The sequence below is a fragment of the Catellatospora sichuanensis genome, from assembly GCF_007483665.1.
GTDB classification, from domain to species: Bacteria; Actinomycetota; Actinomycetes; order Mycobacteriales; family Micromonosporaceae; genus Catellatospora; species Catellatospora sichuanensis.
Map to the genome: position 1 here is coordinate 233,765 of NZ_ML660189.1, position 23,537 is coordinate 257,301.

The window sequence follows — 23,537 nt, forward strand, 5'->3', positions numbered from 1 at the left end:
GTTCCGGCGGCCGCCCGGCCGCCCCTCGGGTGGCGTCGGGGTGGCAGTATGCCGCAGGTGACGGTGATGGACGCGGCCAGCGGGTCGCTCTTCGGGTTGGCGTACGGCGACGCGCTGGGCAAGCCGACCGAGTTCCGCAAGTACACCGAGATCACGGCGGACTACGGGCCGGGTGGGCCGCGGGAGCTGCCCGAGCCCGCGCTCGTCACGGACGACACGCAGATGGCGCTCGCGGTGGCCTGGGCGCTGCGCGACGCGGCCGAGCCGGTCCCGGCCGTGCTCGAACCGCTGCTGCGCGAGCGGTTCCTGGCCTGGGCGCAGAGCCCGTACAACAACCGCGCTCCCGGCATGACCTGTCTGAACGCCTGCGCGAACCTGTCGCAGGGGCTGCGCTGGCAGGAGGCGACCGTGGCCGGGTCGAAGGGCTGCGGCGCGAACATGCGGGTCACCCCGGTGGGCCTGATCGCGGAGTACGACCTGGACGCCCTGGCCGGGGTGGCGCAGCTGCAGGCGGGGCTGACCCACGGGCACCCGACCGGGCTGGCCGCGGCCGAGCTGACCGCGCTGGCGGTGCGCCTGCTTCGCGACGGTCTGGCCCTGCCGGACGTGCCCGGAGCGCTGCGGGACCGCTGCGCCGAACAGCGCACCGTCTACCGCGAGGACTGGCTCGGCGACCTGTGGCAGCGGCCGGGTGTGCTGACGCCTGAGGAATTCATCGCGCGCGGTTGGGACGAGTGCGGCGATGCGCTGGACCAGCTGCTCGTGGCACTGGCCCGGCCGGATTCCGGCGGTGACGTCTGCCAGGAGACCGGGGAGGGCTGGATCGCGGAGCAGGCGCTGGCGACGGCGCTGCTGGCGGCGCTGCGCCACGTCGACGACCCGGTGGCCGCGCTCGGCCGGGCGGCGGCCACCAACGGCGACTCCGACTCGATCGCCTGCCTGGCGGGCGCGTTCCACGGCGCCGCGGCGGGAATGGCGGCCTGGCCGGCCGATTGGGCCGAGCGCATCGAGTACACCGACCAGCTCGCCACGCTCGGCACGGCCTGGGACTGACCTCCGGCGGCACCGCGTGCGGCGGCGCGGCGGCGTCATCATGATCTGTTTTTGTGGACGCCCGGTGCTGCTGGAGCGACGTCCAGCGTCCACGAAAACAGATCATGGGCGGTCCGCAGGGCGGGGTCCGCGGTGTCGGTGGTTGCGGTTACCGTGCACAGGTGACCAGTGAGGTAACCGACAAGGTCCGGACACGGTACGCCGAGCTCGTGGCCAAGATCAACGATGCGCAGCACCGTTACTACATCGACGACGCGCCGACGCTGTCCGACGCGGCCTACGACGAGCTGATGCACGAGCTCGAGGCACTGGAGCTGGAGCTTCCCGAGCTGGTCTCGCAGGACTCGCCGACGCAACGGGTGGGCGCGGGCGAGTGGCTGGGCTTCGCCGCCGTCGACCACGCCGAGCGGATGCTCAGCCTGGACAACGCGTTCAACGACGACCAGCTCGCCGCCTGGGCCGCCCGGGTGGAGAAGGACGCGGGCGCACCGGTGCGCTACCTCTGCGAGCTGAAGATCGACGGCCTCGCGGTCAACCTCACCTACGAGAAGGGCCGGCTGACCCGCGGCGCGACCCGCGGCGACGGGCGCACCGGCGAGGACGTCACCGCCAACGTGCGCCGCATCAAGGGCATCCCGCACCGGCTGGCGGGCGACAACCCGCCGGACCTGGTCGAGGTCCGCGGCGAGATCTACTTCCCGGCGCAGGCCTTCGCCGACCTGAACGCGGCGCAGACCGCGGCGGGCGAGCGCACCTACGTCAACCCGCGCAACGCCGCCTCCGGTTCGCTGCGGCAGAAGGACCCGGCGATCACCGCCAAACGCGCCCTGCACCTGATCGTGCACGGCATCGGCGCCCGCACCGGCTTCGAGCCGGTCAGCCAGTCCGACGCGTATGCGCAGCTCAAGGCGTGGGGTCTGCCGACCAGCGAGCGCTGGAAGGTGGTCGGTTCGCTGGACGAGGTGAAGGCCTACATCGCGAACTACGCCGCGCACCGGCACGACCTCGAGCACGACATCGACGGCGTGGTGGTCAAGGTCGACGACGTCGCCGAGCAGCAGAAGCTGGGCACGACCAGCCGGGCGCCGCGCTGGGCGATCGCGTTCAAGTACCCGCCCGAGGAGGTCAACACCAAGCTCCTCGGCATCGAGGTGAACGTCGGCCGCACCGGCCGGGTGACGCCGTACGCGGTGCTGGAGCCGGTGTTCGTCGGCGGCGTGACGGTCGCCAGCGCCACCCTGCACAACCAGCAGGAGGTGGTGCGCAAGGGCGTGCTGATCGGCGACACGGTGGTGATCCGGCGCGCGGGCGACGTGATCCCGGAGGTGCTGGGCCCGGTCGAGGCGCTGCGCGACGGCAGCGAGACGGCCTGGACCATGCCGCCTACCTGCCCGTCCTGCGGCACCAAGCTCGCCCCGGCCAAGGAGGCCGACGTCGACCTGCGCTGCCCGAACACCCGTTACTGCAGGGCCCAGGTGGCCCAGCGGATCATCTACATCGGCGGTCGGGACGGCTTCGACATCGAGGGCATGGGCGAGAAGGCCGCCTGGGCGATGGTGACCGACGGCGTGCTGGCCGACGAGGGCGACCTGTTCAGTCTCGACGAGTCGCAGCTGGCGAAGTCGCCGTTCTTCCTGAAGAAGGACGGCACGCTGTCCACGAACGCGGGCAAGCTGCTGGCCAACCTGGAACTGGCCAAGCAGAAGGAACTGTTCCGGGTGCTGACCTCGCTGTCCATCCGGCATACCGGCCCGACCGCGGCGCGCGCGCTGGCCAACCACTTCAACGCGCTCGACGCGATCGCGACCGCCTCGCTGGAGCAGATGTCGGTGGTCGAGGACGTCGGCGGGACCATCGCCGAGGCGGTCCGCGAGTGGTTCGCCGAGGATTGGCACCGCGAGGTGGTCGAGAAGTGGCGCGCCGCGGGCGTGCGCATGGAGCAGGAGCCGGTCGCCGACACCGGGCCGAAGCCGCTGGACGGCCTGACCGTGGTGGTCACCGGCACGCTGGAGGGTCACAGCCGCGACGAGGCCGGTGAGGCGCTGACCGCGCTCGGGGCGAAGGTGGCGGGCTCGGTGTCGAAGAAGACCAACTTCGTGGTGGTCGGCGAGAACGCCGGGTCCAAGCTGGACAAGGCCCGCTCGCTGGGCGTGCCTATCCTCGACGAGCCGGGCTTCGCCGTGCTGCTGGAGCAGGGCCCGGAGGCCGCGAAGGCGTACGCCGACGCGAACCGCGAAGTCGCGTAGCGGACCGTCCGCCGTCGGCTCCCCACCCGTCGAACGTGAACGGTGGTCCGGGCAGTGGCGGATGGAGATATACGCAAGGTCGCATGGGTCTTACATGGAGTGACGGAGGAAAGGGTCAAACAATCACATCTTCGTCACACGCGAACGCGCAGAGTGGTCTGGGGCGTTTTCGGGCTTAGAGTGAAGTGACCAGCCGCGATCGGCGGGCGGCGCGGTCGCGCGTCAATCGGCCTCGGGAAGGTGTCCATGGCGGCCACACCCCAAGCACTGCAGGCGCATCGCAATCGCGTGCCCGCGGAGCGACGGCGGAATTTCGGTGTGTACGTCATCGCCATCACCGTGGCCGCGGCTGCCATCACGCTGCGTGACCTTATTGAGCTGCCGACCGTCCTGGAGAACGTCACCGTCGGGTTCTGGGTGCTGGCCGGGCTCGCCGTCGCGGGCGACGCGCTGCCGGTGACGCTGCCCGGCCGGTGGAACACGTCGGCGATCTATCCGTCGATCTGTTTCACCTTCGCCATAATGATCGACTCCGGCCTCGCGGCCGCGGTGGTGGTGCAGGGCCTGGCGGTGGCGGTCGCCTCGCTGCGGCTGCGACACGCGCTGTGGCGGGCCGTGTTCAACCTCGGCCAGTACACGCTGGCCTTCGGGTTCGCGTACGGGGTGCTGCACCTGTTCAGCGGCGACGCCCCGCCCGGCCTGCTCGCGCTGGCCGCCTCGGCGGCCGCCTGGTTCGCGGTGAAGTACCTGACCACGGCGACGGCGATCTGGCTGCGCGACGGCGGCTCGCTGCTGCCGATCATCATGGGTCCGCTGGCCAACGAGGCGCTGAGCACCGGCGCGCTGCTCATGCTCGGCCCGGTCATCGCCGCGCAGACCGAGGTCGCGCCGGAGCTGGTGCTGGCGCTGATCCTGCCGCTGCTGGCGGTGCGGCGGCTGTCCATCATCACCGCCGAGCAGAACCACCTGGCGAACATCGACACCCTCACCGGCCTGGCCAACCGCAAGGCGCTGATCGGCGAGGTGTCCGCGGCGGTCGCCGGTCACGCCCAGCGTGCCGTGCAGGGCGACCCGCGCAGCCGCTTCGGCCTGCTGCTGCTCGATCTGGACCGGTTCAAGCACGTCAACGATTCGCTGGGGCACGAGGTGGGGGACCGGCTGCTGATCGCGGTCGGCGATCGGCTGGACCAGCTGGTGCGCCCCGGCGATCTGGTCGCGCGTCTGGGCGGCGACGAGTTCGCCGTCGTGGCGAAGCGCCTCGACAGCCCTGAGCAGGCGCGGGAGCTGGCCGAGCAGATCGAGCAGGCGCTGACCGCACCGGTCGTGCTGGACGGGCTGCCGCTCGACGTCGGCGGCTCCATCGGCATCGCCCTCTACCCCGACCACGGCACCAACTTCGCCACCCTGCTGCGCCATGCCGACGTCGCCATGTACACGGCCAAGCACGACGGCGACGGCGTCGCCGTGTACGACCCCGACGCCGACCAGAACTCCCCGCAGCGGCTCAGCCTGCTCGCCGACCTGCGCACCATGCTCAGCCAACCGGACCGGGGCGGGCTGCGGCTGTTCTACCAGCCCCAGGTGGAGATCACGACCGGCGAGGTGGTCGGCGTGGAGGCGCTGCTGCGCTGGCAGCACCCGACCCGCGGCCCGGTCAGCCCCGACGAGCTGATCCGGGTGGCCGAGCCCAGCTCGGTGATGCGCCTGCTGACGCGGTGGGTGGTCGAGGAGGCGGTGATCCAGCTCGCCAAGTGGTCCGCGTCGGGCCTGCAGGTGCGCATGGCGGTCAACGTCAGCGTCCGCGACCTGCACACCGGTGCGATCGTCGAGCAGATCGAGGAGCTGCTGCAGCGGTACGACGTGGAGCCGTACCGGCTGCAGCTGGAGATCACCGAGAGCGCGCTGATGGCCGACCCGCACCGGGTGCTGGCCACGCTGACCCGGCTCCAGCTGCTCGGTGTCGGCATCGCGCTGGACGACTTCGGCACCGGCTACTCGTCGCTGCAGCACCTGCGCCGACTGCCGCTGTCCGAAGTGAAGATCGACCGTTCGTTCGTGATGGCGATGGCCGACGACCCGGACGACCTGGTGATCGTACGGTCGATCATCGAGCTGGCCGGGGCGCTCGGGCTGCGCGTGGTCGCCGAGGGCGTCGAGGACGAGCGGGCCTGGCGCCTGCTGCAGTCCGCCGGCTGCGAGGTGGCCCAAGGCTGGTTCTACGCCCGCCCGCTGCCCCCCGATGAGCTCGCCGACTGGCTCTCCCGCACCACCCTGCCCGCCCGCAGCGCCTGAAGGCTCACGCGCGAAGCTGCAGTTTCGGGGAAACTGCACGCTTGAGGTGCGTGGTTCGTGCAGTTTCCCCGAAACTGTCGACGCCGTCGTGAGGCGCGGCCGGCCAGGGCCGCTGCGAACCGCACCAGCGGTGACAAATAGACTCGCTACGGGCGCGGAGCGTGTGCCACCCTTCGCGCTGTCCGAGTTCGCCGCTACGTCTAGGGGGCAGTCATGGCCGCCATCTCCCGCGAAGAGGTCGCGCATCTCGCGCGCCTGTCGCGGCTCGCCGTCACCGAACAGGAGCTGGACCGCTTCGCCGGCCAGTTGGATGTGATCCTGCAGTCGGTGGCGCGGGTCGGTGAGGTCGCCGCGGATGACATCCCGCCCACCTCGCACTCGGTGCCGCTGGTCAACGTGCTGCGTGAGGACGTCGTCGTGCCCGGCCTGACCCGTGAAGAGGCGCTGTCGGGCGCGCCGGACGCCGCCGAGGACCGGTTCCGCGTCCCCCAGATCCTTGCGGATGAGGAGTGACCCCGATGAGTGATCTGATCAAGCTGACCGCGGCCGAACTGGGCGCGAAGATCGCCGCCGGCGACGTCTCCGCGGAGGAGGTCACCCGCGCCCACCTGGACCGCATCGCCGAGGTCGACGGCCGGGTGCACGCCTTCCTGCACGTCGACAACGACGGCGCGGTCGAGGCCGCGCGGGCCGTCGACGCGAAGCGGGCCGCGGGCGAGCAGCTCGGCCCGCTGGCCGGCGTGCCGATCGCGATCAAGGACGTCATCGCGACCAAGGGCATCCCCACCACCGCCGCCTCGAAGATCCTCGAAGGCTGGCGGCCGCCGTACGACGCGACGGTGATGACCCGCATCCGTGAGGCGGGCATGGTCATGCTCGGCAAGACCAACATGGACGAGTTCGCGATGGGCTCCTCCACCGAGTACTCGGCCTACGGCCCGACGTACAACCCGTGGGACCTGACCCGCATCCCGGGCGGCTCCGGCGGCGGCTCGGCGGCAGCGGTCGCCGGGTACGAGGCACCGCTGGCGATCGGCACCGACACCGGCGGCTCGATCCGCCAGCCCGGTGCGGTCACCGGCACCGTCGGCGCGAAGCCGACCTACGGCGGCACCTCCCGCTACGGCCTGATCGCGTTCTCCTCGTCGCTGGACACGCCCGGCCCGGTCGCGCGTACGGTGCTGGACACCGCGCTGCTGCACCAGGTGATCGCCGGGCACGACCCGCGCGACTCCACCTCGATTCCGCTGCCCGTGCCGGACGTCGTCGCCGCCGCCCGCCAGGGCGCCTCGGGTGACCTCACCGGAGTGCGCGTCGGCCTGGTCAAGGAGTTCTCCGGCGAGGGTGCGGAGCCCGGCGTGATGGCGGTCTTCCGCGACACCGTGGAGGCGCTGACCAAGCTGGGTGCCGAGGTCGTCGAGATCTCCTGCCCGCACTTCCAGTACGCGCTGCCCGCGTACTACCTGATCGCGCCGAGTGAGTGCTCGTCGAACCTGGCCCGGTTCGACTCGGTGCGCTTCGGCCTGCGGGTCGGCGACGACGGCCGCAACTCGCTCGAGGACGTCATGTCGCTGACCCGCGAGGCGGGCTTCGGTGACGAGGTCAAGCGCCGCATCATCATCGGCACGTACGCGCTGTCGTCGGGTTACTACGACGCCTACTACGGCCAGGCGCAGAAGGTGCGCACACTCATCACGCGCGACTTCACGTCCGCGTTCGAGCAGGTCGACGTGCTGGTCTCGCCGACCACCCCGTTCACCGCGTTCGAGCTGGGCGCACGCACCGCCGACCCGTACCAGATGTACCTGGCGGACCTGTACACCATCCCGACGAACCTGTACGGCGGCCCGGCGATCTCAGTGCCGGTCGGCCTGTCCGAGGGGCTGCCGGTGGGTCTGCAGATCATGGCCCCGACCATGGCCGACGACCGGATGTACCGGATCGCCGCCGCGGTCGAGTCGACGGTGGGCACGTTCACCCCGCCCGCGCTCTGACGGTCTGACAGCACGGCGCCCCCTTCCCGGACAGGGAGGGGGCGCCGTCGTCTCAGCGCCTGAGGAGCGGATGAGCGGGGGTCAGGAGGCGGCCCCCTTCAAGCGGGGGTAGAGCAGGCCCGCGAGGACCGCGCCGAGGGCGCCGGAGACGGCGAACACCCAGATGTCGGACCAGTCCGACGCGCCGCCCGCGAGGGTCAGCGCCAGCTCCGGCCCGAAAGTGCGGGCGAAGTTGAGCGACGCGCTGGTGACTGCCGCGATGGCGAGGGTGCCACCGGCGTACGCCAGGCCCAGGCTGATGCCCGAGCGCTCGCCGTCGCCGACCGCGAACATCACGCAGGCGATCACGAACACGGCCAGCGCCTCGGCGACGATCGCCGCGATCAGGCCCTTGCCGGAGCTCGCCGCCTCGGACAGGCGGTTCGCGCCGAGCCCGAGGGCCACGCCCTTGTCGCCGTAGCACAGCCACATGAGCAGGCCGCCGACGAAGCCGCCGACCAGCTGCGCGGCGATGATCAGTGCGCCGCCGACCCAGTCCACGCTGCCGCGGACCGCGGCGGCGAGGGTGAGCCAGGGGTTGAAGTGGCCGCCGAAGATCCAGGCGGCGGCGGCCGCGGCGATCATCAGGCCGACCGCGCCGGCCAGCAGCGGACCGCCGCCGACGAGCAGCGCGCCGACACCGAAGAAGACCAGTACTGCGGTGCCGAGCGCCTCGGCGGTGAGGCGGGACAGCGTTGCGGAACCCATCATGCACCTCCCTGTGCATCGATGAGGGAAAGAACGCGACGCGTGAACCGGCAGGCGGATAGGGGTGGCCCGGTCGGTGCGTTGTCCCGTTCTCAGGGTGCATTCAGGATCGGGGCGGCGGTGATCAGCGCACAGCGACGAATGAATGAATGAGGGCTCATCTGATCGGCTCATGTTGTGACCTACGCCACTACTCTTGTCATGATCGATGCGTGGAGGGGCGGATAACCCGGTGTGAGCGGAGCCGGACGGGCTACTAGGCTGGTGGTTGTTTTGTCCGGCGGCGTCTAGCACGCCCACGCCAAGCCTGGAGCGAGCAGATGAGCACCAACTTGCTGCCCACCTATGACGACGTCATCTCCCGCTACGAGCCGGTCATCGGCCTGGAGACGCACGTCGAGCTGGGCACGGTCACCAAGATGTTCTGCGGCTGCCCGACCGACTTCGGCGGCGAGCCGAACACCCAGGTGTGCCCCGTCTGCCTGGGCCTGCCCGGCAGCCTCCCGGTGGCCAACCGCGCCGCGATCGAGGCGACCATCCGCATCGGGCTCGCGCTGAACTGCTCGATCGCCACCTGGTGCCGCTTCGCGCGCAAGAACTACTTCTACCCGGACATGCCGAAGAACTTCCAGATCAGCCAGTACGACGAGCCCCTGTGCACCGACGGCTACCTCGACGTCGAGATCGACGGCGAGACCGTGCGCATCGGCATCGAGCGGGTGCACCTGGAGGAGGACACCGGCAAGACGCTGCACGTCGGCGGCGCGACCGGGCGCATCCACGGCGCGACCGAGTCGCTGGTCGACTACAACCGGGCCGGCATCCCGCTCGTCGAGATCGTCACCAAGCCGGTGCCCGGCCTCGGCGCGAAGGCCCCCGAGATCGCCAAGGCGTACGTCGCCGAGCTGCGTGACGTCATCCGCACCCTGGGCGTCTCCGACGTGCGCATGGAGCAGGGCTCGATGCGCTGCGACGTGAACACCTCGCTGAACCTGCCCGGCGCGGAGTGGGGCACCCGCACCGAGACCAAGAACGTCAACTCGCTGCGCAGCGTCGAGCGTTCGGTGCGCACGGAGATGCTGCGCCAGGCCATGGTGCTCGACAGCGGCGGCACGATCACGCAGGAGACCCGGCACTTCCACGAGGACACCGGCGACACCACGTCCGGCCGGTCCAAGGAGACCGCGACCGACTACCGCTACTTCCCCGAGCCCGACCTGGTGCCGCTCGCGCCGGAGCCGGCGTGGGTGGAGCGGCTCAAGGCCGCCCTGCCCGAGCTGCCGAGTGCGCACCGGGCCCGGTTGAAGACCGACTGGGGCCTGTCCGACCTGGACATGCAGTCCATCCTCAACGCGGGCGCGGTCGAGCTGATCGAGCGCACCGTCGCCGCGGGCGCGTCGCCCGAGGCGGCCCGCAAGTGGTGGCTGGGCGAGCTGTCGCGCCGCGCCAACGCCGAGGGCGTCGAGCTGGAGGCCGTCGGCGCGACTCCCGAGCAGGTCGCGAAGCTGCAGGTGATGGTCGAGTCGGGCAAGCTGACCGACAAGCTGGCCCGCCAGGTGCTGGAGGGCGTGCTGGCCGGCGAGGGCGACCCGGAGCAGATCATGGCCGCGCGCGGCCTGGAGGTCGTCTCCGACACCGGCGCGCTGACCGCCGCCATCGACGAGGCCATCGCCGCCAACCCCGCCGTGGCCGAGAAGATCCGCGGTGGCAACCAGGCCGCCGCCGGCGTCATCATCGGCGCGGTCATGAAGACCACCAAGGGCCAGGCCGACGCCAAGACGGTCCGCGAACTCGTCCTCGCCCGCCTCGCCGGCTGACCGGTTCGGCTGACCGCCGCACCGCGCCCCGCTTTTCATAGACGCTGGCCTATCACATCGAGTTCGATCGTCGAATAGTCGATGTAATAGGCCAGCATCTATGTTTGGGTGGGTGGAACCCGCGGTGCGGAACGGCGCGTGCCCGGTGCGGGACGGTGCGTGTCAGCGGGTGGGGGTCGGCCGTGGGGAGGTGCCCGGGGCGGCTGCCTGGCCCGGTGGAGTGTCGTCGACGACGTGGCGGGACAGCGCGACCTCGGCCAGGCCGGTGCCGCCGACGGTGATGTCGTCGTACGCCATCAGCGCCCGGTTGTCGTCGAAGTAGAGCACCGACATCGTCAGCGGCGTCGGTGTCTCACCCTCCAGCCCGCGCAGCCCGGCCCCGCCGGTGGAACCCTGCACCATGAGCATGGTCTGGTCGTCGCCCAGCTTGCGCACCTCGCGGTGGTGCCGGTGCCCGGCCAGGACCACGGAGGTGTACCCGGCCAGCGGCCCCGCCGACAGCGGGTCGTGCACCAGCGCCAGGTCGACGACCCGCTCGCGCTGCTTGGCGATGGTGTCCGCGAGCTGGTCGCCGACGTCGATGACCCGTTCCACGGTCTGCTTGGAGTCGCCCGATCCGGCCGGCTCCTCCGCCTTGTCCGGGGTGAAGCGCGGGTCGCCGATCCCGCCGATGCTCAGCCCGGCCACCCGTACCACCCGGTTGTCCAGCACGATCGCGTTGGGCTGGGCGGCGACCGCGGCCTGGGTCACGGCCGAGTCGTGGTTGCCGCGCACGAAGACGTACGGCACCTTCAGCAGCGAGATCGACGCCACGAACGCCTTCTCGGGCTCGCTGCCCCAGTCGGTGATGTCGCCGGTGTCGACCACGACGTCGATGTGGAAGTTGTCCACCACGGTCCGGATCACGCCCCACGCCGCGGGGTTCAGATGCAGGTCGGAGACGTGCAGCACGCGCAGGGTGTTGTCCTCGGGGGAGTACACGGGCAGGTTCTGCACGGTGGCGTAGAGGCTGCCGACGTTGCTCACCAGCTTCTGCAGCTGCGCGGCGTACTCGTCGTACCGGTCGGCGATGCGCTGCGCGTTGCCGAGCACCGACGGCGCGTTGGCCAGCAGGCCCTCGTACCGCGGTTCGCGCAGCGCGCCCGGGTTGAACGTGCCGAACGCCGACCCGAACGCGCCCAGCATGATCGTCAGGGCGAGCCCGCCCGCCCACGCGACCCGGCGCATCCGCCGGTACACGAGCGCGGCCAGCAGCATCGCGCCGAGCATCGCGACCGCGGTGGCGCGCAGCACCAGCCGGGTGACGCCGGCACGTACGTCGTCGACGGCGGTGCGGCTGGCCGTGGTGATGCCCGCGGGGTCGGTGATCAGGGCCTCGGTGCGGGTGCGGTCCAGCGCGTCCAGCCGGACCATCAGCCGGGCCGGTCCGTCGTGGCTGTCCAGCTGCAGCGAACCCAGCGGCGGCAGGACGACTTCGGTGTCGCCGTACAGCGACGGGGTGAGCGCCATCGTCGAGCGGAACGGGCCGACGTCCACGCTGGTGGCGGCCGCCAGGTAGAGGCCGAGCGCCAGCCCGGTCAGCGACACCACCAGCACCCCGAACGCGGAGCCCAGCCGCCGCCACGGCACCCGGCCGGACACGGCCGTCAGCGCGGCGCGGCCGCGAAGCCGCACGCCGTCGCCCGTCCGTTCCCCCGCCTTGCGTCCCAGCGGCCGTGCCCACCTCGGCAACCGAGTCATCGCCCCATCATGCCCCGGCTGTCACGCCGGAGCGAGCGTGACAGCAAGAATTCGATCATCGGCTGCGACGGGTTCACCGCGGCCGTCGTGGTTGCTGGTGAGCACCCACACCGAGCCGTCCGGGGCGGTGTGCGCGTCGCGCAGACGGCCGTACTCGCCGACCAGCGCCGCCGCCGGCGCGGCCCGCAGGGTGCCGTCGCCACGCACCGGCACCAGCCACAGGCGCTCGCCGCGCAGGCAGGCCGCGACCAGGACGTCCCCGGCCATCGCCGCGCCCGAGCACGACGCCTCGGCGGTCGACCAGGCCACCACCGGGTCGACGTACTGCCCCTGGCCGGCCGCGCCCTCGACCTTGGGCCAGCCGTAGTTCTTGCCCGGCTCGATCCGGTTGACCTCGTCCCAGGTGTTCTGGCCGAACTCGGTCGCCCACAGATGGCCGCCGGAGTCCCAGGCGATGCCCTGCACGTTGCGGTGGCCGTAGGACCAGACCAGCGTCCCGTACGGGTTGCCCGGCGCCGGCTTGCCGTCCGGCGTCATCCGCAGGATCTTCCCGCCCAGGCTCTTCAGGTTCTGCGAGTTTCCCACGGTCGAGGCGTCGCCGGTGGTCGCGTAGAGGAAGCCGTCCGGCCCGAAGGCCAGCCGCCCGCCGTTGTGGATGCCCGAGACCGGGATGCCGGTGACGATCGGCTGCGGCCGGCCGCCGAGCTTCCAGCGCGCGATGCGGTTGTCCTTGTTCGAGGTGTAGTACAGGAACACCGTCTTGTCCTGCGCATACTGCGGCGAGACGGCGATGCCGAGCAGGCCGCCCTCGCTGTTGGCGTCCGCTTCGCGGATCCTGCCGACCTCGGTGACGGTGAGCCTGCCGCCGGACGAGCCGGGACCGACCTGCACGATCCGCCGGGAGTCGCGCTCGGTCACCAGCGCGCCGCCGTCGGGCAGGAATGCCACACCCCACGGCGCGCGCAGTCCGGTGGCGAGGGTCTTCACCTCGGCGGTACGCGGACTGAAAGTCGGCGCCGCCGTCGCCGCCGCCGACGACGGGGCGGCCGGCAGCGTCGGAGCCTGCGTGGCGATCGTGTCGGGCTCCTCGCTGCACCCGGCGGTGAAGGCGAACGCGGTCAACGCCGCGATGATTCCGTTCCGTGCCCGGCCCAACGACATGCGATCGAGCCTAGCTCCGCGCTCTGTGCTCAACTACTCCCCATTTCTCTCAACCTGCGCCCGCACAACCGCGTCGGGAAGGGCGACGGAAGGAGGAGCCGTATGGCGGACGAGGGGTTCCGTGAGTTCGTGCAGCTGCGCTACGGCGAGCTGTTGCGCACCGCGTACCTGCTGACCGGCTCGACCCACGCGGCCGAGGACCTGGTGCAGTCGGCGCTGCTGAAGGCATACCGGCGCTGGAATCTGGTGGACGAGCCCATGGCGTACCTGCGTCGGGCGCTGGTCAACCAGCGCACCAGCGTGTGGCGCCGGATCGGCTCCCGGGAACTGCTCACCGGTGTGCTGCCGGAACGGGGTCGGGCAGACGGGAGCGCCGCACACGCGGAGCGGGACGAGCTGATGGCGGCGCTGGCGAAGCTGCCGGTGCGCATGCGCGCCGTGCTGGTGCTGCGGTACTGGGAGGACATGTCCGAAGCGGACACCGCCGCGCTGATGGGGTGCTCGGTGGGTTCGGTGAAGTCCCAGGCCAGCCGTGGGCTGGCCAGGTTGCGGGAGGTGCTGCGCCCGGAGCCCCGGCGTGTGGCCGACGTGGCGGAGGTGATCGCATGAGCGAGCGCGAGCTCATCGACGGACTGGCCCGGCTGGCCGGTCCGGTCCTGCCGGGCGAGGACCCGTACGGCCGGCTTATGCGCCGCCACCGCCGTTCCCGCCGGACCACTGCGGCGGGCTGGGCCACGGGGGTGGTCATGGTGATCGTGGCGGCGCTGTTGGGCCCGATCGGCATCCAGGGCGCGGCGCAGCCGGTGCTCGGCGGCCCGTCCGGCTCGTCCTCGGCGCAGGAGTCGGAGGATTCGGATGTCCTCACGCCGTGGGTCCGGCGTCTGATCGATACGCCGGTGCGCGGTGGCCTGGCCGCCGACACCGCGTTCGTGGACGAGCTGACCGACCTGCTCCAGCAGCGCGATTCCACGGTCCTGCCGGACGGCCGAGTGAAGATCCTGTTTGCCGGCGACGTGGACGACCACCGGGTGGTCGTCGCCGTCCGGGCCGACGACCGGAGTCAGCGGGGCATGCTGCTGGCGGCCGAGCGCGGAGCGAGCCCGCAGCGACTGAACAGCACCGACACCAGGCAGGACACCCCTGACGAACGGGCGTTCTTCTCGGTCCGGCTGGACCCCTACTACCGGGTGTCGGTGGGCCGGACCATCATCGGGCTGGCTCCGGCCGGGTGCCGCATCGCGGTCCAGGACACCAGGGTGCTCCCGCTGTCGTGGGTCGACGAGCCTGCCGGAGATCTGTTGCTGAGCCAGCGCGGCTGGGCCTGGCACCGGGTCACCTGTGACGGGAAGATCCGGTTCCAGGGCCCGGGGATGGGAAGCCTCGGCATACACCAGGGCCGCGCCGTGACCGAGGCCGAGCTGGCGGCCGGGCTGGCCGGGGCACGGGGGCAGGTCGATGCCGGCGAGGCGGTGCGGCAGTTGCGCGCCGCGGGCCGGGCGGAGATGTCCGGCGCGCCGCGGCTGCTGTTCATGGGCCGCCCCCCGGGCACCGATCAGCTGGTGCACAGCGTCATCACGGCGCCGCTGACGGGCGGCTGGTGGTACGTGGCGTCCGAGGCGACGGGCTCCCAGGGGATGTCCTTCGCCACCTCGGCTGATCTGGGCCGGGCCGACACGGTCGTCAGCGTGATCCTCGACTTCGCGAACCCGGGCGCGCAGGCACCGCCCACGCCCGACGGGAACAGCGACTGGCCGGTGCTCGTGGTGGCGCCACCCACCGCGACCACCCTTCAGGTCCTGGATGAGGTCGGCCGTCTCGTCGAGACGGTGCCGCTGGCGGAGGGGGTCGGCACGATCTATCAGAAGCGGGAGGTGGAGCGGTTGCTGCGGGTGCTGGACGCCTCCGGGGGCGTCGTGGGCACCGGGCAGTTTCCGATGCCCACGGAGCAGTCCACCATGCTGATGGGCGTCGAGGACTGGGACTGAGTCGCAGAAGGGCGCCCGCTGTCGCTTTGACGGAAGCGGGCGCCCTTCTGCGACGCATGCGCGACCGATAACGTGGGGGCGTGCGGATGTGGATCGCCCATGAGGCCGGACGCGAACTGATGGGGCCCCTGCCGGAGGGCGTCGAGGTGGCGGTGCTACCCCGGCCCGACGCGCCCCTGCCGGCCGATCCCGCCCAGGTCGAGTTCTGGGTGCCGCCGTTCCTGAGCAGCGGCGACGTGGTCGGTCTGGCCGAGCGGATGACGAGCCTGAAGGTCGTGCAGCTGACCACCGCCGGGGCCGATGCCTGGGTCGGGCGGCTGCGCGAGGGCGTGACGCTGTGCGACGCGCGCGGTGTGCACGACTCGCACACCGCCGAGTGGGTGGTCACCGCGATCCTGTCCTCACTGCGCCGTTTCGACCACTTCGCGCGGGCGCAGGCGGCGCACCGCTGGGCGTACGCCGAGGCCACGCCCACCGACGAGCTGGGCGGCAAGCGGGTGTTGATCGTGGGCGCGGGCTCCATCGGCGCGGCGGTCGCGGCGCGGCTGGCGCCGTTCGAGGTGGACCTGGCGTACGTGGCCCGCACCGCGCGCGACGGTGTGCACGGCGTCGACGAACTGCCCCGGGTGCTGCCGCAGGCCGACGTGGTGGTGCTGCTGGTGCCGCTGACCCCGCAGACCCGGGGCATGGTGGACGCGTCGTTCCTGTCCGCGATGGCCGACGGGGCGCTGCTGGTCAACGCCGCCCGGGGGCCGGTCGCCGACACGGCGGCGCTGACCAAGGAGCTGGCGTCGGGCCGGATCAGCGCGGCGCTGGACGTCACCGACCCCGAACCGCTGCCCGCCGGGCACCCGCTGTGGAACATGCCGAACGTCCTGATCACGCCGCACGTGGCCGGTTCGGTGCGCGGCCTGCTGCCGCGGGCGTACCGCCTGGTGGGTCGGCAGTTACGCCGACACCTCGCCGGCGAAACCCTCGACAACCAGGTCCACGACGGCTACTGATCGCCCCGCCGGCCGGCGGGGCGGGCGTCGTCAGGCGGTGGCGAGGGACTGACCGGCGGCCCGGACCAGCGCGGGGAGGTCGGCCGGGCGCACCGCGGTCAGCTCGACGGCGGTGCCGTCCGTGAGCACCGCGACGACCCGCTTCGGGCCGTCCGGGCGCAGTTCGGCGACGTGCGGCCACAGCACGATCCGGCTGCCGAGCAGCGCGCGGACGCGCAGCCCGCGCTCGTTGACGTCGGTGCCGGCCCGCCAGGCCCAGACCATGACCGCGACGGGCACGGTGAGCACCAGCCACCAGAACCCGCCCAACGCGGCGAGCGGGACGCCGCCGAGTGCGGTGATCAGGGCGGCGACGCTGATGGAAGCGGGAAGGCGGAAGCGGGTCACGCCACGATTGTTCCACGTAGTGTGTTGTGTCGGACGTCACGGGCATACTGACCGACGGGCCCCTCGCGCCTGTGGCGCGCTGCGGAGATGCCCGAAGACGCGGTGAAGCTGAGAAGAAGTGAGGTCGACGATGACCGTTCTGCTACTCATAGGCACGGCGAAAGGGCTGTTCCTCGCCCGCCGGGACCGGGTCGGGGACGCCTGGCAGGTGTCCGTGCCGCAGTTCCCGATGACGGGGGTGTACGCCGTCGGCGTCGACACGCGCCGCGCCACGCCCCGCCTGCTGGCGGCCGTCGACAGTTCGCACTTCGGCCCGAGCGTGGCGACCAGTGACGACCTGGGCGTCTGCTGGCGCGAGCCGGAGCACGCCCCGCTGGCGTTTCCGCGCGAGACCGACACCGCGCTGAGCCGGGTGTGGGCGCTGCAGCCGGGCTCGGCCGCCGAGCCGGACGTGGTCTGGGCGGGCACGCAGCCGTCCGCCCTGTTCCGCTCGACCAACGGCGGCCTGACCTACGAGCTGGTCCGCAGCCTCTGGGAGCACCCGCACCGCACCGAGTGGGGCGAGGGCTTCGGCGGCCAGGCCATCCACACGATCCTGCCGCACCCGACCGACCCGCAGCGGGTTCTGGTCGCGATGTCCACCGGCGGGGTCTACCGCACCACCGACGGCGGCGAGACCTGGCACCCGGCCAACAGCGGCATCCGGGTGAGCTTCCTGCCCGACCCGTTCCCGGAGTTCGGCCAGTGCGTGCACAAGGTCGCCCGCGACGGCGAGGACCCCGAGCGCCTCTACCTGCAGAATCACCACGGGGTGTATCGCTCCGACGACGACGGCCAGACCTGGTCCTCGATCGCGGACAGCCTGCCCAGCGACTTCGGCTTCGCCATGGTGGCGCACCCGCGCCGCGGCGGCACCGCCTGGAACTTCCCGATCACCGCCGACGCGCTGCGCTTCCCGGTCGACGCGAAGTGCCGCGTCTTCCGCACCACCGACGCGGGCAAGACCTGGACCCCGCAGGCGTATGGGCTGCCCACCGCCCCGTTCTACCCCTCGGTGCTGCGCGACGCGATGTGCGCGGACGACAACGATCCGGTCGGCGTCTACTTCGGCAGCCGCACCGGCGAGGTGTTCGCCAGCGCCGACGAGGGCGACAGCTGGGCGCTGGTCGCGGCGCACCTGCCGGACGTGCTGAGCGTGCGGGCGGTCCGGATCTGATGGTCACGGTGCTGGTGCCGGGCGCGCTGCGGACCGAGGTCGGCGGCGAGTCCAAACTCGAGGTGCAGGCCGACGGCACGCTGCGCGCGGTGCTGGACGAGGTCGACCAGCGCTGGCCGCGGCTGGGCCGACGCATCCGGGACGAGCGGGGCGAGCTGCGCCGCTACGTCAACGTGTACGTGGACGGGGAGGACTGCCGGGTGCTGTCGGGTCAGGACACGCCGGTCGCCGGCGGTGGCGAGGTGCAGGTGCTGCCCAGCGTCGCCGGGGGCAGCGTGGAGCAGGAGGCTTCCGTGCTCGACGGGGACCGCATCCTCGCCGAGAACTTCGCCCCGTGGGTGCGGGAGCTGGGGCTGACCGTGCAGGAGACGGGTCCGGACTGGGCCACGCTGCGGCTGCCCTGGTCGGACCGGCTGGCCCGGGAGGGCGGCGCGCTGAGCGGGCAGGCGCTGATGGCGGCCGCGGACACGGCTACGGTGATCGCGGTCAGCGCGGCGCGGGGCGGGTTCGTGCCGATGACCACCGTGCAGCTGTCGACGACGTTCCAGCGGCCGGTGCTCGGCAGCGACGTGCTGGTCACGGCTCGGCTGACCAAGCTCGGCCGGACCATGGCCTTCGCCGACGTCACGATGACGGCCAAGGGCGCGCTGGTTGCCCACGCCACGACGGTCTACGCCCTCCTCTGACCGCCGCGCCCGGCTTCGACCCCGCCTTTCTCATAGACGCTGGCCTATTACATCGAGTTGGATCGACGAATAATCGATGTAATAGGCCAGCGTCTATGAAAATTGGGATCGGCGGCGCGGGTGGAGGTCAGGTCAGGTCGGACCAGAAGGGGATCTGCTTCGCGGGGGCGCTGCCGAGGGCGGGGTCGGTGTGGGGCAGGTCGAACTCGTGGTGCAGGTAGGCGGGCAGGGTGTCGCCGTACACGATGACGTCGGTCTGCATCACGGAGAACACCGGCAGGTCTGTCTCGGGCAGCGCGGGGGCGTAGCGGTGGCCGTACACGGGCACGAGCCGCGGGACCTGGGCGAGCATGCGGCGGGCGACGGCCAGCGCGAAGGCGGTGCGCGACGGCCGGTCGCCCCAGGCGGGCAGCCAGAATCCGTTCTCCTGCACGTCGAACAGCACCCCGTCGACCGGCGCCGCGAGCAGGTCGCGCAGCTGGTCGGGGTCGCCGTCGCGCCAGTCCGGCCAGCGTTCGCCGACCGGCAACCCGGCGGTGAGCAGGGCGCGGTGATCGGGGTTGAAGACGAACCCGAAGCGGCTCGCCAGGCCCGCGAACTCGGCCGCGGTCAGCGGGTCGGCGACCTGGGCCGGCAGCGCCGCCAGCAGCTCGCGGGCGTACGCCGCGGACAGGGTCATGGGGCGAGTCTAGGCCTCAGCCGGCCGGCGGAGCGGTGCTTCCGCGGGGCACGAGCTGCGGTGTCGTGTCCTGGAAACCGCGGATCTCGGCGCCGTCGAGGATCTTCAGCAGCTGGTCGGCGGCGTGCGCGCCGTAGGCGGCGATGTCGCGGCTGACCGCGGACAGCTGCGGGTGCAGCAGCTGGCACAGCGGTGAGTCGTCCCAGGCCACAATGGACAGCTGGTGCGGCACGGCGATGCCCATCTCGTGCGCGACGCCCAGCCCCGCCACCGCCATGGTGTCGTTGTCGTAGACGATCGCGGTGGGCGACGGCCGCCGGGACAGCAGCGCGCGGGTGGCGCGCGCGCCCTCCTCGCCGGTGTAGTCGGTGTACACGGTGGTCACGTCGGTCAGCCCGACCCGGTCGGCGGAGTCGGCGACGGCCTGCCCGCGCAGCGAGGTGTGCCACAGGTCGGCCAGCCCGGCGACCCGGGCGACCCGCCGATGCCCCAGTGCGGCCAGGTATTCGACCACCGAGGTGGTCACCGCGACCTCGTCGCTCCACACGCCGGGCAGCGTGCCGAGGCCGTGCGGGCCGCCGATGACCACGCACGGCATGTTCAGTTCCTCCAGCAGCGGGATGCGCGGATCGTCGCGGCGCAGGTCCACGATGATCACGCCGTCCACCCGGCGCTGCGCCCACCAGCGGCGGTACGTCGCCATCTCCCGCTCGCGGTCCTCGGTGACCTGCATCAGCAGGCTGACGTCGTGGGCCGACAGGGTCGCCTCGATGCCCGAGATGAGCTGCATGAAGAAGGACTCGATGCCGAGCGTGCGGGCCGGGCGGTCGACGATCATGCCGAGCACCCCGGTGCGGCCGTCGGACAGTGCCCGCGCGGCGCTGCTGGGGTGCCAGCCGAACTGTTCGGCGACGGCGAGGATGCGCCGCCGGGTCTCCTCGGAGACGCCGGGGCGGCCGTTGAGCGCGTACGAGACAGCGCCTTTGGACACCCCCGCGGCGCGGGCGATGTCGGCGATGGTTACGCGCTTCATATGAGCTCCAGCTGCTTTGTGAATGATCGAAGCCCCCTTCGTGCTGAACAGTTCAGCACGAAAGGAGCTCCGATCACAGTGGCTCAGTCGGTGTACCCCGGCATCGGGAAACCCTGGAGCAGGTCGCGCACCTCGCCGGCGATGCGCTCGACGGCGGCCGTGTCGTCCTTGACCGCGGCGGTGACGGCGTCGTCCATCCATGCCGCGACCTGCGGCATGTGCTGCTCGGTGAGCCCTCGCGTGGTGAGCGCGGCGGTGCCCAGGCGGATGCCGGACGGGCTCCACGGCTTGCGCGGGTCGTAGGGCACCGTGTTGAAGTTCAGCTCGATGCCCGCCGCGTCCAGCACCTTGGCCGCGGGCTTGCCCTCGACGCCCTTGCCGGTCAGGTCGATGAGCAGCAGGTGGTTGTCGGTGCCACCGGAGACCAGGTCGAAGCCCCGGTCGTTGAGCGCGGCCGCGAGCGCCTTCGCGTTCGCGACGACCTGGTGGGCGTACGCGGTGAAGGTCGGCTGCGCCGCCTCGTGCAGCGCGACGGCGATACCGGCGGTGGTGTGGTTGTGCGGGCCGCCCTGCAGGCCGGGGAAGACGGCCTTGTCGATGGCGGTGGCGTGCTCGGCGCTCGCCATGATCATGGCGCCGCGCGGGCCGCGCAGGGTCTTGTGGGTGGTCGTGGTGATGACGTCGGCGTGGCCGACCGGCGACGGGTGCGCCCCGCCCGCGATCAGGCCGGCGATGTGCGCGATGTCGGCGACCAGGATCGCGCCGACCTCGCGGGCGATCGCCGCGAAGGCGGGGAAGTCGATGGTGCGCGGGATCGCGGTGCCGCCACAGAAGATCATCTTGGGTCGCTCGGCCAGCGCCAGGTCCCGGACCAGGTCCATGTCGATGCGGCCGCTGTCGCGCCCGACGGTGTAGTGCACCGGCCGGAACCATTTGCCGGTCGCCGACACCGGCGAGCCGTGCGTGAGGTGGCCGCCCTGCGCCAGCTCCAGTGACAGGAAGGTGTCGCCAGGCGTCATGAAGGCCAGGTAGACGGCGAGGTTCGCGGGGGAGCCGGAGTACGTCTGCACGTTGGCGTGCTCGGTGCCGAACAGCGCCTTGGCCCGCTCGATGGCCAGCGTCTCGACCTGGTCGCAGAACTGCTGGCCCTCGTAGTAGCGCTTGCCCGGGTATCCCTCGGAGTACTTGTTGTTCAGCACCGTCCCGCAGGCTTCCAGCACCGCGGCGGAGACGTAGTTCTCGGAGGCGATCATCCGCAGCTTGTCGTGCTGCCGCTTCGCCTCGCCCTCGATGAGCGCCGCCAGGGTCGGATCGGCGGCGGTCAGGTGCGGCAACTTGGGCTCGTGCATCGCAGTACTCCTCACATTCGGTGCTGCCCCGCATCCTATGCCGCCCATGATCACCCACCGGCCCACCGGCCCCGACTCCGCAGGTGCGGGCGGGTGGAACGGGACACGCTGGTTGACCATGAACTGAGGTTCATGGTCAACCAGCGTGAGGGAGTCCTCCCGCGGGGGCGAGCCTGCGGGGGACTGGGGTCTTACGGGACCAGGCGGTAGGCGCCGTCGCTGGCGCTCGTGGCCATCGACGCGTACGCCCGCAGGGCCGCGCTCACCGGGCGCTGCCGGTCGACCGGCGTGTACGGTTTTTCCCGCTTGTCCTGAACGATACGCCTCTCGGCGAGCACCTGCTCGGGGACCTCCAGGACCATCGATCGCGCGGGGATGTCGATGGCGATGGTGTCGCCGTTCTCGACCAGCGCGATCAGGCCGCCGCCGGCCGCCTCGGGCGAGACGTGGCCGATGGACAGGCCGCTGGTGCCGCCGGAGAAGCGCCCGTCGGTGATCAGCGCGCAGGCCTTGCCCAGGCCCCGACCCTTGAGGAACGAGGTCGGGTAGAGCATCTCCTGCATGCCGGGACCGCCGCGCGGGCCCTCGTAGCGGATGACGACCACGTCGCCGGCCACGATCTCGCCGCCCAGGATGGCGGTGACCGCGTCGTCCTGCGACTCGAACACCTTCGCCGGGCCGGTGAAGCGCAGGTTCTCCTCGGACACGCCGGCGGTCTTCACGACCGCGCCGTCCGGGGCGAGGTTGCCGAAGAGGATGGCCAGGCCGCCGTCGGCGGAGTACGCGTGCGCCAGGTCCCGGATGCAGCCGTTGGCCGCGTCGGTGTCCAGCGTGGACCACACGTTCTCGGTGCTGAACGGCTGCGTGGTGCGCACCCCGCCGGGGGCGGCGTGGAACAGCCGCTCCGCCTCGGGCAGCGTCGCGCCGCTGCGGATGTCCCAATCGGACAGCCAGCCGGCCAGGTCCGGCGAGTGCACCGCGTGCACGCCGGTGTGCAGCAGCCCGGCCCGGTTCAGCTCGCCCAGGAGGGCGGGGATGCCGCCGGCCCGGTGTACGTCCTCCATGTGGTACTGCTGGCTGTTCGGCGCGACCTTGGCCAGGCACGGCACCCGCCGCGAGACGGCGTCGATGTCGGCCACGCCGAAGTCCAGTTCCGCCTCGCGGGCGGCGGCCAGCAGGTGCAGCACGGTGTTGGTCGAGCCGCCCATGGCGACGTCGAGCGCGACCGCGTTCTCGAACGCCTCGCGGGTGGCGATCGCCCGGGGCAGCACGGAGGCGTCGTCGTTGTCGTAGTGGCGCTTGCAGAGGTCGACGATCAGCGAGCCGGCCTGCTCGAACAGCGCCTTGCGGGCGGCGTGGGTGGCCAGCGTGGAGCCGTTGCCGGGCAGCGCCAGGCCGATCGCCTCGGTCAGGCAGTTCATCGAGTTCGCGGTGAACATGCCGGAGCAGGAGCCGCAGGTCGGGCAGGCGGACCGCTCGATCTCGCCGAGCTGCTCGTCGCTGACGGCGTCGTTGGAGGCGGCGATCATCGCGTCGATCAGGTCGAGCTTGGTGTGCACGACACCCTCGACCGCGACGGTCTTGCCGGCCTCCATCGGGCCGCCGGAGACGAAGACGGTCGGGATGTTGAGGCGCAACGCGGCCAGCAGCATGCCGGGCGTGATCTTGTCGCAATTGGAGATGCAGACCAGTGCGTCGGCGCAGTGCGCGTTCACCATGTACTCGACCGCGTCGGCGATCAGCTCGCGGCTGGGCAGCGAATAGAGCATGCCGCCGTGGCCCATGGCGATGCCGTCGTCGACGGCGATCGTGTTGAACTCGCGGCCGACGCCGCCGGCCTCGGCGATCGCCTCCGAGACCAGGCCGCCGAGGTCCTTGAGGTGTACGTGCCCCGGCACGAACTGGGTGTAGCTGTTGGCGACGGCGATGATCGGCTTGCCGAAATCGCTGTCGGTCATACCGGTGGCGCGCCACAGCGCGCGGGCGCCGGCCATGGTGCGACCGTGAGTGGAGGTGCGGGAACGCAGCTCGGGCATGTCGTAAGTGTGTCACTCGTCCGAGCGCGCGCCCAGCTCAGCGTTGCTGTGTCCACACCCCGGGACGGTGGCGGAGGGGGAATGTCGCACAACGTGTCTCGCTTTGTGCTCA

At 71.6% G+C, this 23,537-nt stretch carries 18 protein-coding genes and 1 pseudogene; 11 read left to right on the forward strand and 8 right to left on the reverse strand.

The features are described 5' to 3' along the window. The first annotated feature begins 48 nt into the window (after window positions 1-48). From FLL47_RS11390 to gatA, 5 genes are all read left to right on the forward strand, one after another. A complete protein-coding gene (locus tag FLL47_RS11390) occupies window positions 49-1,053 on the forward strand; it encodes an ADP-ribosylglycohydrolase family protein (RefSeq protein ID WP_144120441.1) in 1,005 nt (334 codons plus the stop codon). A 104-nt stretch (window positions 1,054-1,157) separates the two neighbouring features. Further along, a complete protein-coding gene (ligA, locus tag FLL47_RS11395) occupies window positions 1,158-3,299 on the forward strand; it encodes an NAD-dependent DNA ligase LigA (RefSeq protein ID WP_144120442.1) in 2,142 nt (713 codons plus the stop codon). Between the two features lie 246 nt (window positions 3,300-3,545). Beyond that, window positions 3,546-5,591 carry a putative bifunctional diguanylate cyclase/phosphodiesterase gene (locus tag FLL47_RS11400; protein WP_144120443.1) on the forward strand — a complete coding sequence of 682 codons (2,046 nt, stop codon included), beginning with the start codon at window positions 3,546-3,548 and terminating at the stop codon, window positions 5,589-5,591. A 213-nt stretch (window positions 5,592-5,804) separates the two neighbouring features. Then, window positions 5,805-6,104 (forward strand): Asp-tRNA(Asn)/Glu-tRNA(Gln) amidotransferase subunit GatC, encoded by a 300-nt coding sequence (gatC, locus tag FLL47_RS11405; protein WP_144120444.1) that lies wholly within the window; start codon window positions 5,805-5,807, stop codon window positions 6,102-6,104. Between the two features lie 5 nt (window positions 6,105-6,109). Beyond that, a complete protein-coding gene (gene gatA, locus FLL47_RS11410; protein ID WP_144120445.1) occupies window positions 6,110-7,585 on the forward strand; it encodes an Asp-tRNA(Asn)/Glu-tRNA(Gln) amidotransferase subunit GatA in 1,476 nt (491 codons plus the stop codon). Between the two features lie 81 nt (window positions 7,586-7,666). Here the strand turns inward: gatA and FLL47_RS11415 are convergent, their stop codons facing one another. After that, window positions 7,667-8,332 carry an MIP/aquaporin family protein gene (locus FLL47_RS11415; protein ID WP_186315668.1) on the reverse strand — a complete coding sequence of 222 codons (666 nt, stop codon included), beginning with the start codon at window positions 8,330-8,332 and terminating at the stop codon, window positions 7,667-7,669. A gap of 320 nt (window positions 8,333-8,652) precedes the next feature. Here FLL47_RS11415 and gatB point away from each other — a divergent pair, with 320 nt between their 5' ends. Then, window positions 8,653-10,149, forward strand: coding sequence for an Asp-tRNA(Asn)/Glu-tRNA(Gln) amidotransferase subunit GatB (gene gatB, locus FLL47_RS11420; protein WP_144120447.1), 1,497 nt, complete (start codon window positions 8,653-8,655; stop codon window positions 10,147-10,149). 162 nt (window positions 10,150-10,311) lie between these two features. On the opposite strand, the pseudogene FLL47_RS11425 reads toward gatB, so the two are convergent. Beyond that, a pseudogene (locus FLL47_RS11425) lies at window positions 10,312-11,872 on the reverse strand (metallophosphoesterase family protein). A gap of 38 nt (window positions 11,873-11,910) precedes the next feature. Then, window positions 11,911-13,050 (reverse strand): PQQ-dependent sugar dehydrogenase, encoded by a 1,140-nt coding sequence (locus FLL47_RS11430; protein ID WP_144120449.1) that lies wholly within the window; start codon window positions 13,048-13,050, stop codon window positions 11,911-11,913. A gap of 102 nt (window positions 13,051-13,152) precedes the next feature. Here FLL47_RS11430 and FLL47_RS11435 point away from each other — a divergent pair, with 102 nt between their 5' ends. The 3 genes from FLL47_RS11435 to FLL47_RS11445 all read left to right on the forward strand — a co-directional run bounded on the left by FLL47_RS11435 (window position 13,153) and on the right by FLL47_RS11445 (window position 16,039). Next, on the forward strand, window positions 13,153-13,659 hold the full coding sequence (locus FLL47_RS11435) for a SigE family RNA polymerase sigma factor (RefSeq protein ID WP_144120450.1): 507 nt from the start codon (window positions 13,153-13,155) through the stop codon (window positions 13,657-13,659). Continuing rightward, window positions 13,656-15,035: a hypothetical protein gene (locus FLL47_RS11440; RefSeq protein ID WP_144120451.1), complete on the forward strand. Its 1,380-nt coding sequence runs from the start codon at window positions 13,656-13,658 to the stop codon at window positions 15,033-15,035. Before FLL47_RS11435 ends, FLL47_RS11440 begins: the two co-directional genes overlap by 4 nt. 80 nt (window positions 15,036-15,115) lie before the next feature. Beyond that, entirely contained in the window at window positions 15,116-16,039 is a 924-nt protein-coding gene (locus tag FLL47_RS11445) for a 2-hydroxyacid dehydrogenase (RefSeq protein ID WP_144120452.1), read from the forward strand. Window positions 16,040-16,069: 30 nt separating this feature from the next. On the opposite strand, the gene FLL47_RS11450 is transcribed toward FLL47_RS11445, so the two are convergent. Next, on the reverse strand, window positions 16,070-16,426 hold the full coding sequence (locus tag FLL47_RS11450) for a PH domain-containing protein (RefSeq protein ID WP_144120453.1): 357 nt from the start codon (window positions 16,424-16,426) through the stop codon (window positions 16,070-16,072). 130 nt (window positions 16,427-16,556) lie between these two features. On the opposite strand from FLL47_RS11450, the gene FLL47_RS11455 reads away from it, so the two are divergent. Together FLL47_RS11455 and FLL47_RS43980 are read left to right on the forward strand one after the other, a co-directional pair. Continuing rightward, entirely contained in the window at window positions 16,557-17,642 is a 1,086-nt protein-coding gene (locus FLL47_RS11455) for a WD40/YVTN/BNR-like repeat-containing protein (RefSeq protein WP_144120454.1), read from the forward strand. Further along, window positions 17,642-18,328 carry a MoaD/ThiS family protein gene (locus tag FLL47_RS43980; protein WP_246157804.1) on the forward strand — a complete coding sequence of 229 codons (687 nt, stop codon included), beginning with the start codon at window positions 17,642-17,644 and terminating at the stop codon, window positions 18,326-18,328. Before FLL47_RS11455 ends, FLL47_RS43980 begins: the two co-directional genes overlap by 1 nt. Before the next feature lie 127 nt (window positions 18,329-18,455). Here FLL47_RS43980 and FLL47_RS11470 read toward each other — a convergent pair whose 3' ends face one another. From FLL47_RS11470 to ilvD, 4 genes are all read right to left on the reverse strand, one after another. Then, complete coding sequence (locus FLL47_RS11470) at window positions 18,456-19,007, reverse strand: hypothetical protein (protein WP_144120455.1); 552 nt, start codon at window positions 19,005-19,007, stop codon at window positions 18,456-18,458. 16 nt (window positions 19,008-19,023) lie between these two features. Then, complete coding sequence (locus FLL47_RS11475; RefSeq protein WP_144120456.1) at window positions 19,024-20,040, reverse strand: LacI family DNA-binding transcriptional regulator; 1,017 nt, start codon at window positions 20,038-20,040, stop codon at window positions 19,024-19,026. An 83-nt stretch (window positions 20,041-20,123) separates the two neighbouring features. Continuing rightward, window positions 20,124-21,389 carry a serine hydroxymethyltransferase gene (locus tag FLL47_RS11480; RefSeq protein WP_144120457.1) on the reverse strand — a complete coding sequence of 422 codons (1,266 nt, stop codon included), beginning with the start codon at window positions 21,387-21,389 and terminating at the stop codon, window positions 20,124-20,126. Between the two features lie 191 nt (window positions 21,390-21,580). Continuing rightward, entirely contained in the window at window positions 21,581-23,425 is a 1,845-nt protein-coding gene (gene ilvD / locus FLL47_RS11485; protein ID WP_144120458.1) for a dihydroxy-acid dehydratase, read from the reverse strand. Window positions 23,426-23,537: the final 112 nt, after the last annotated feature.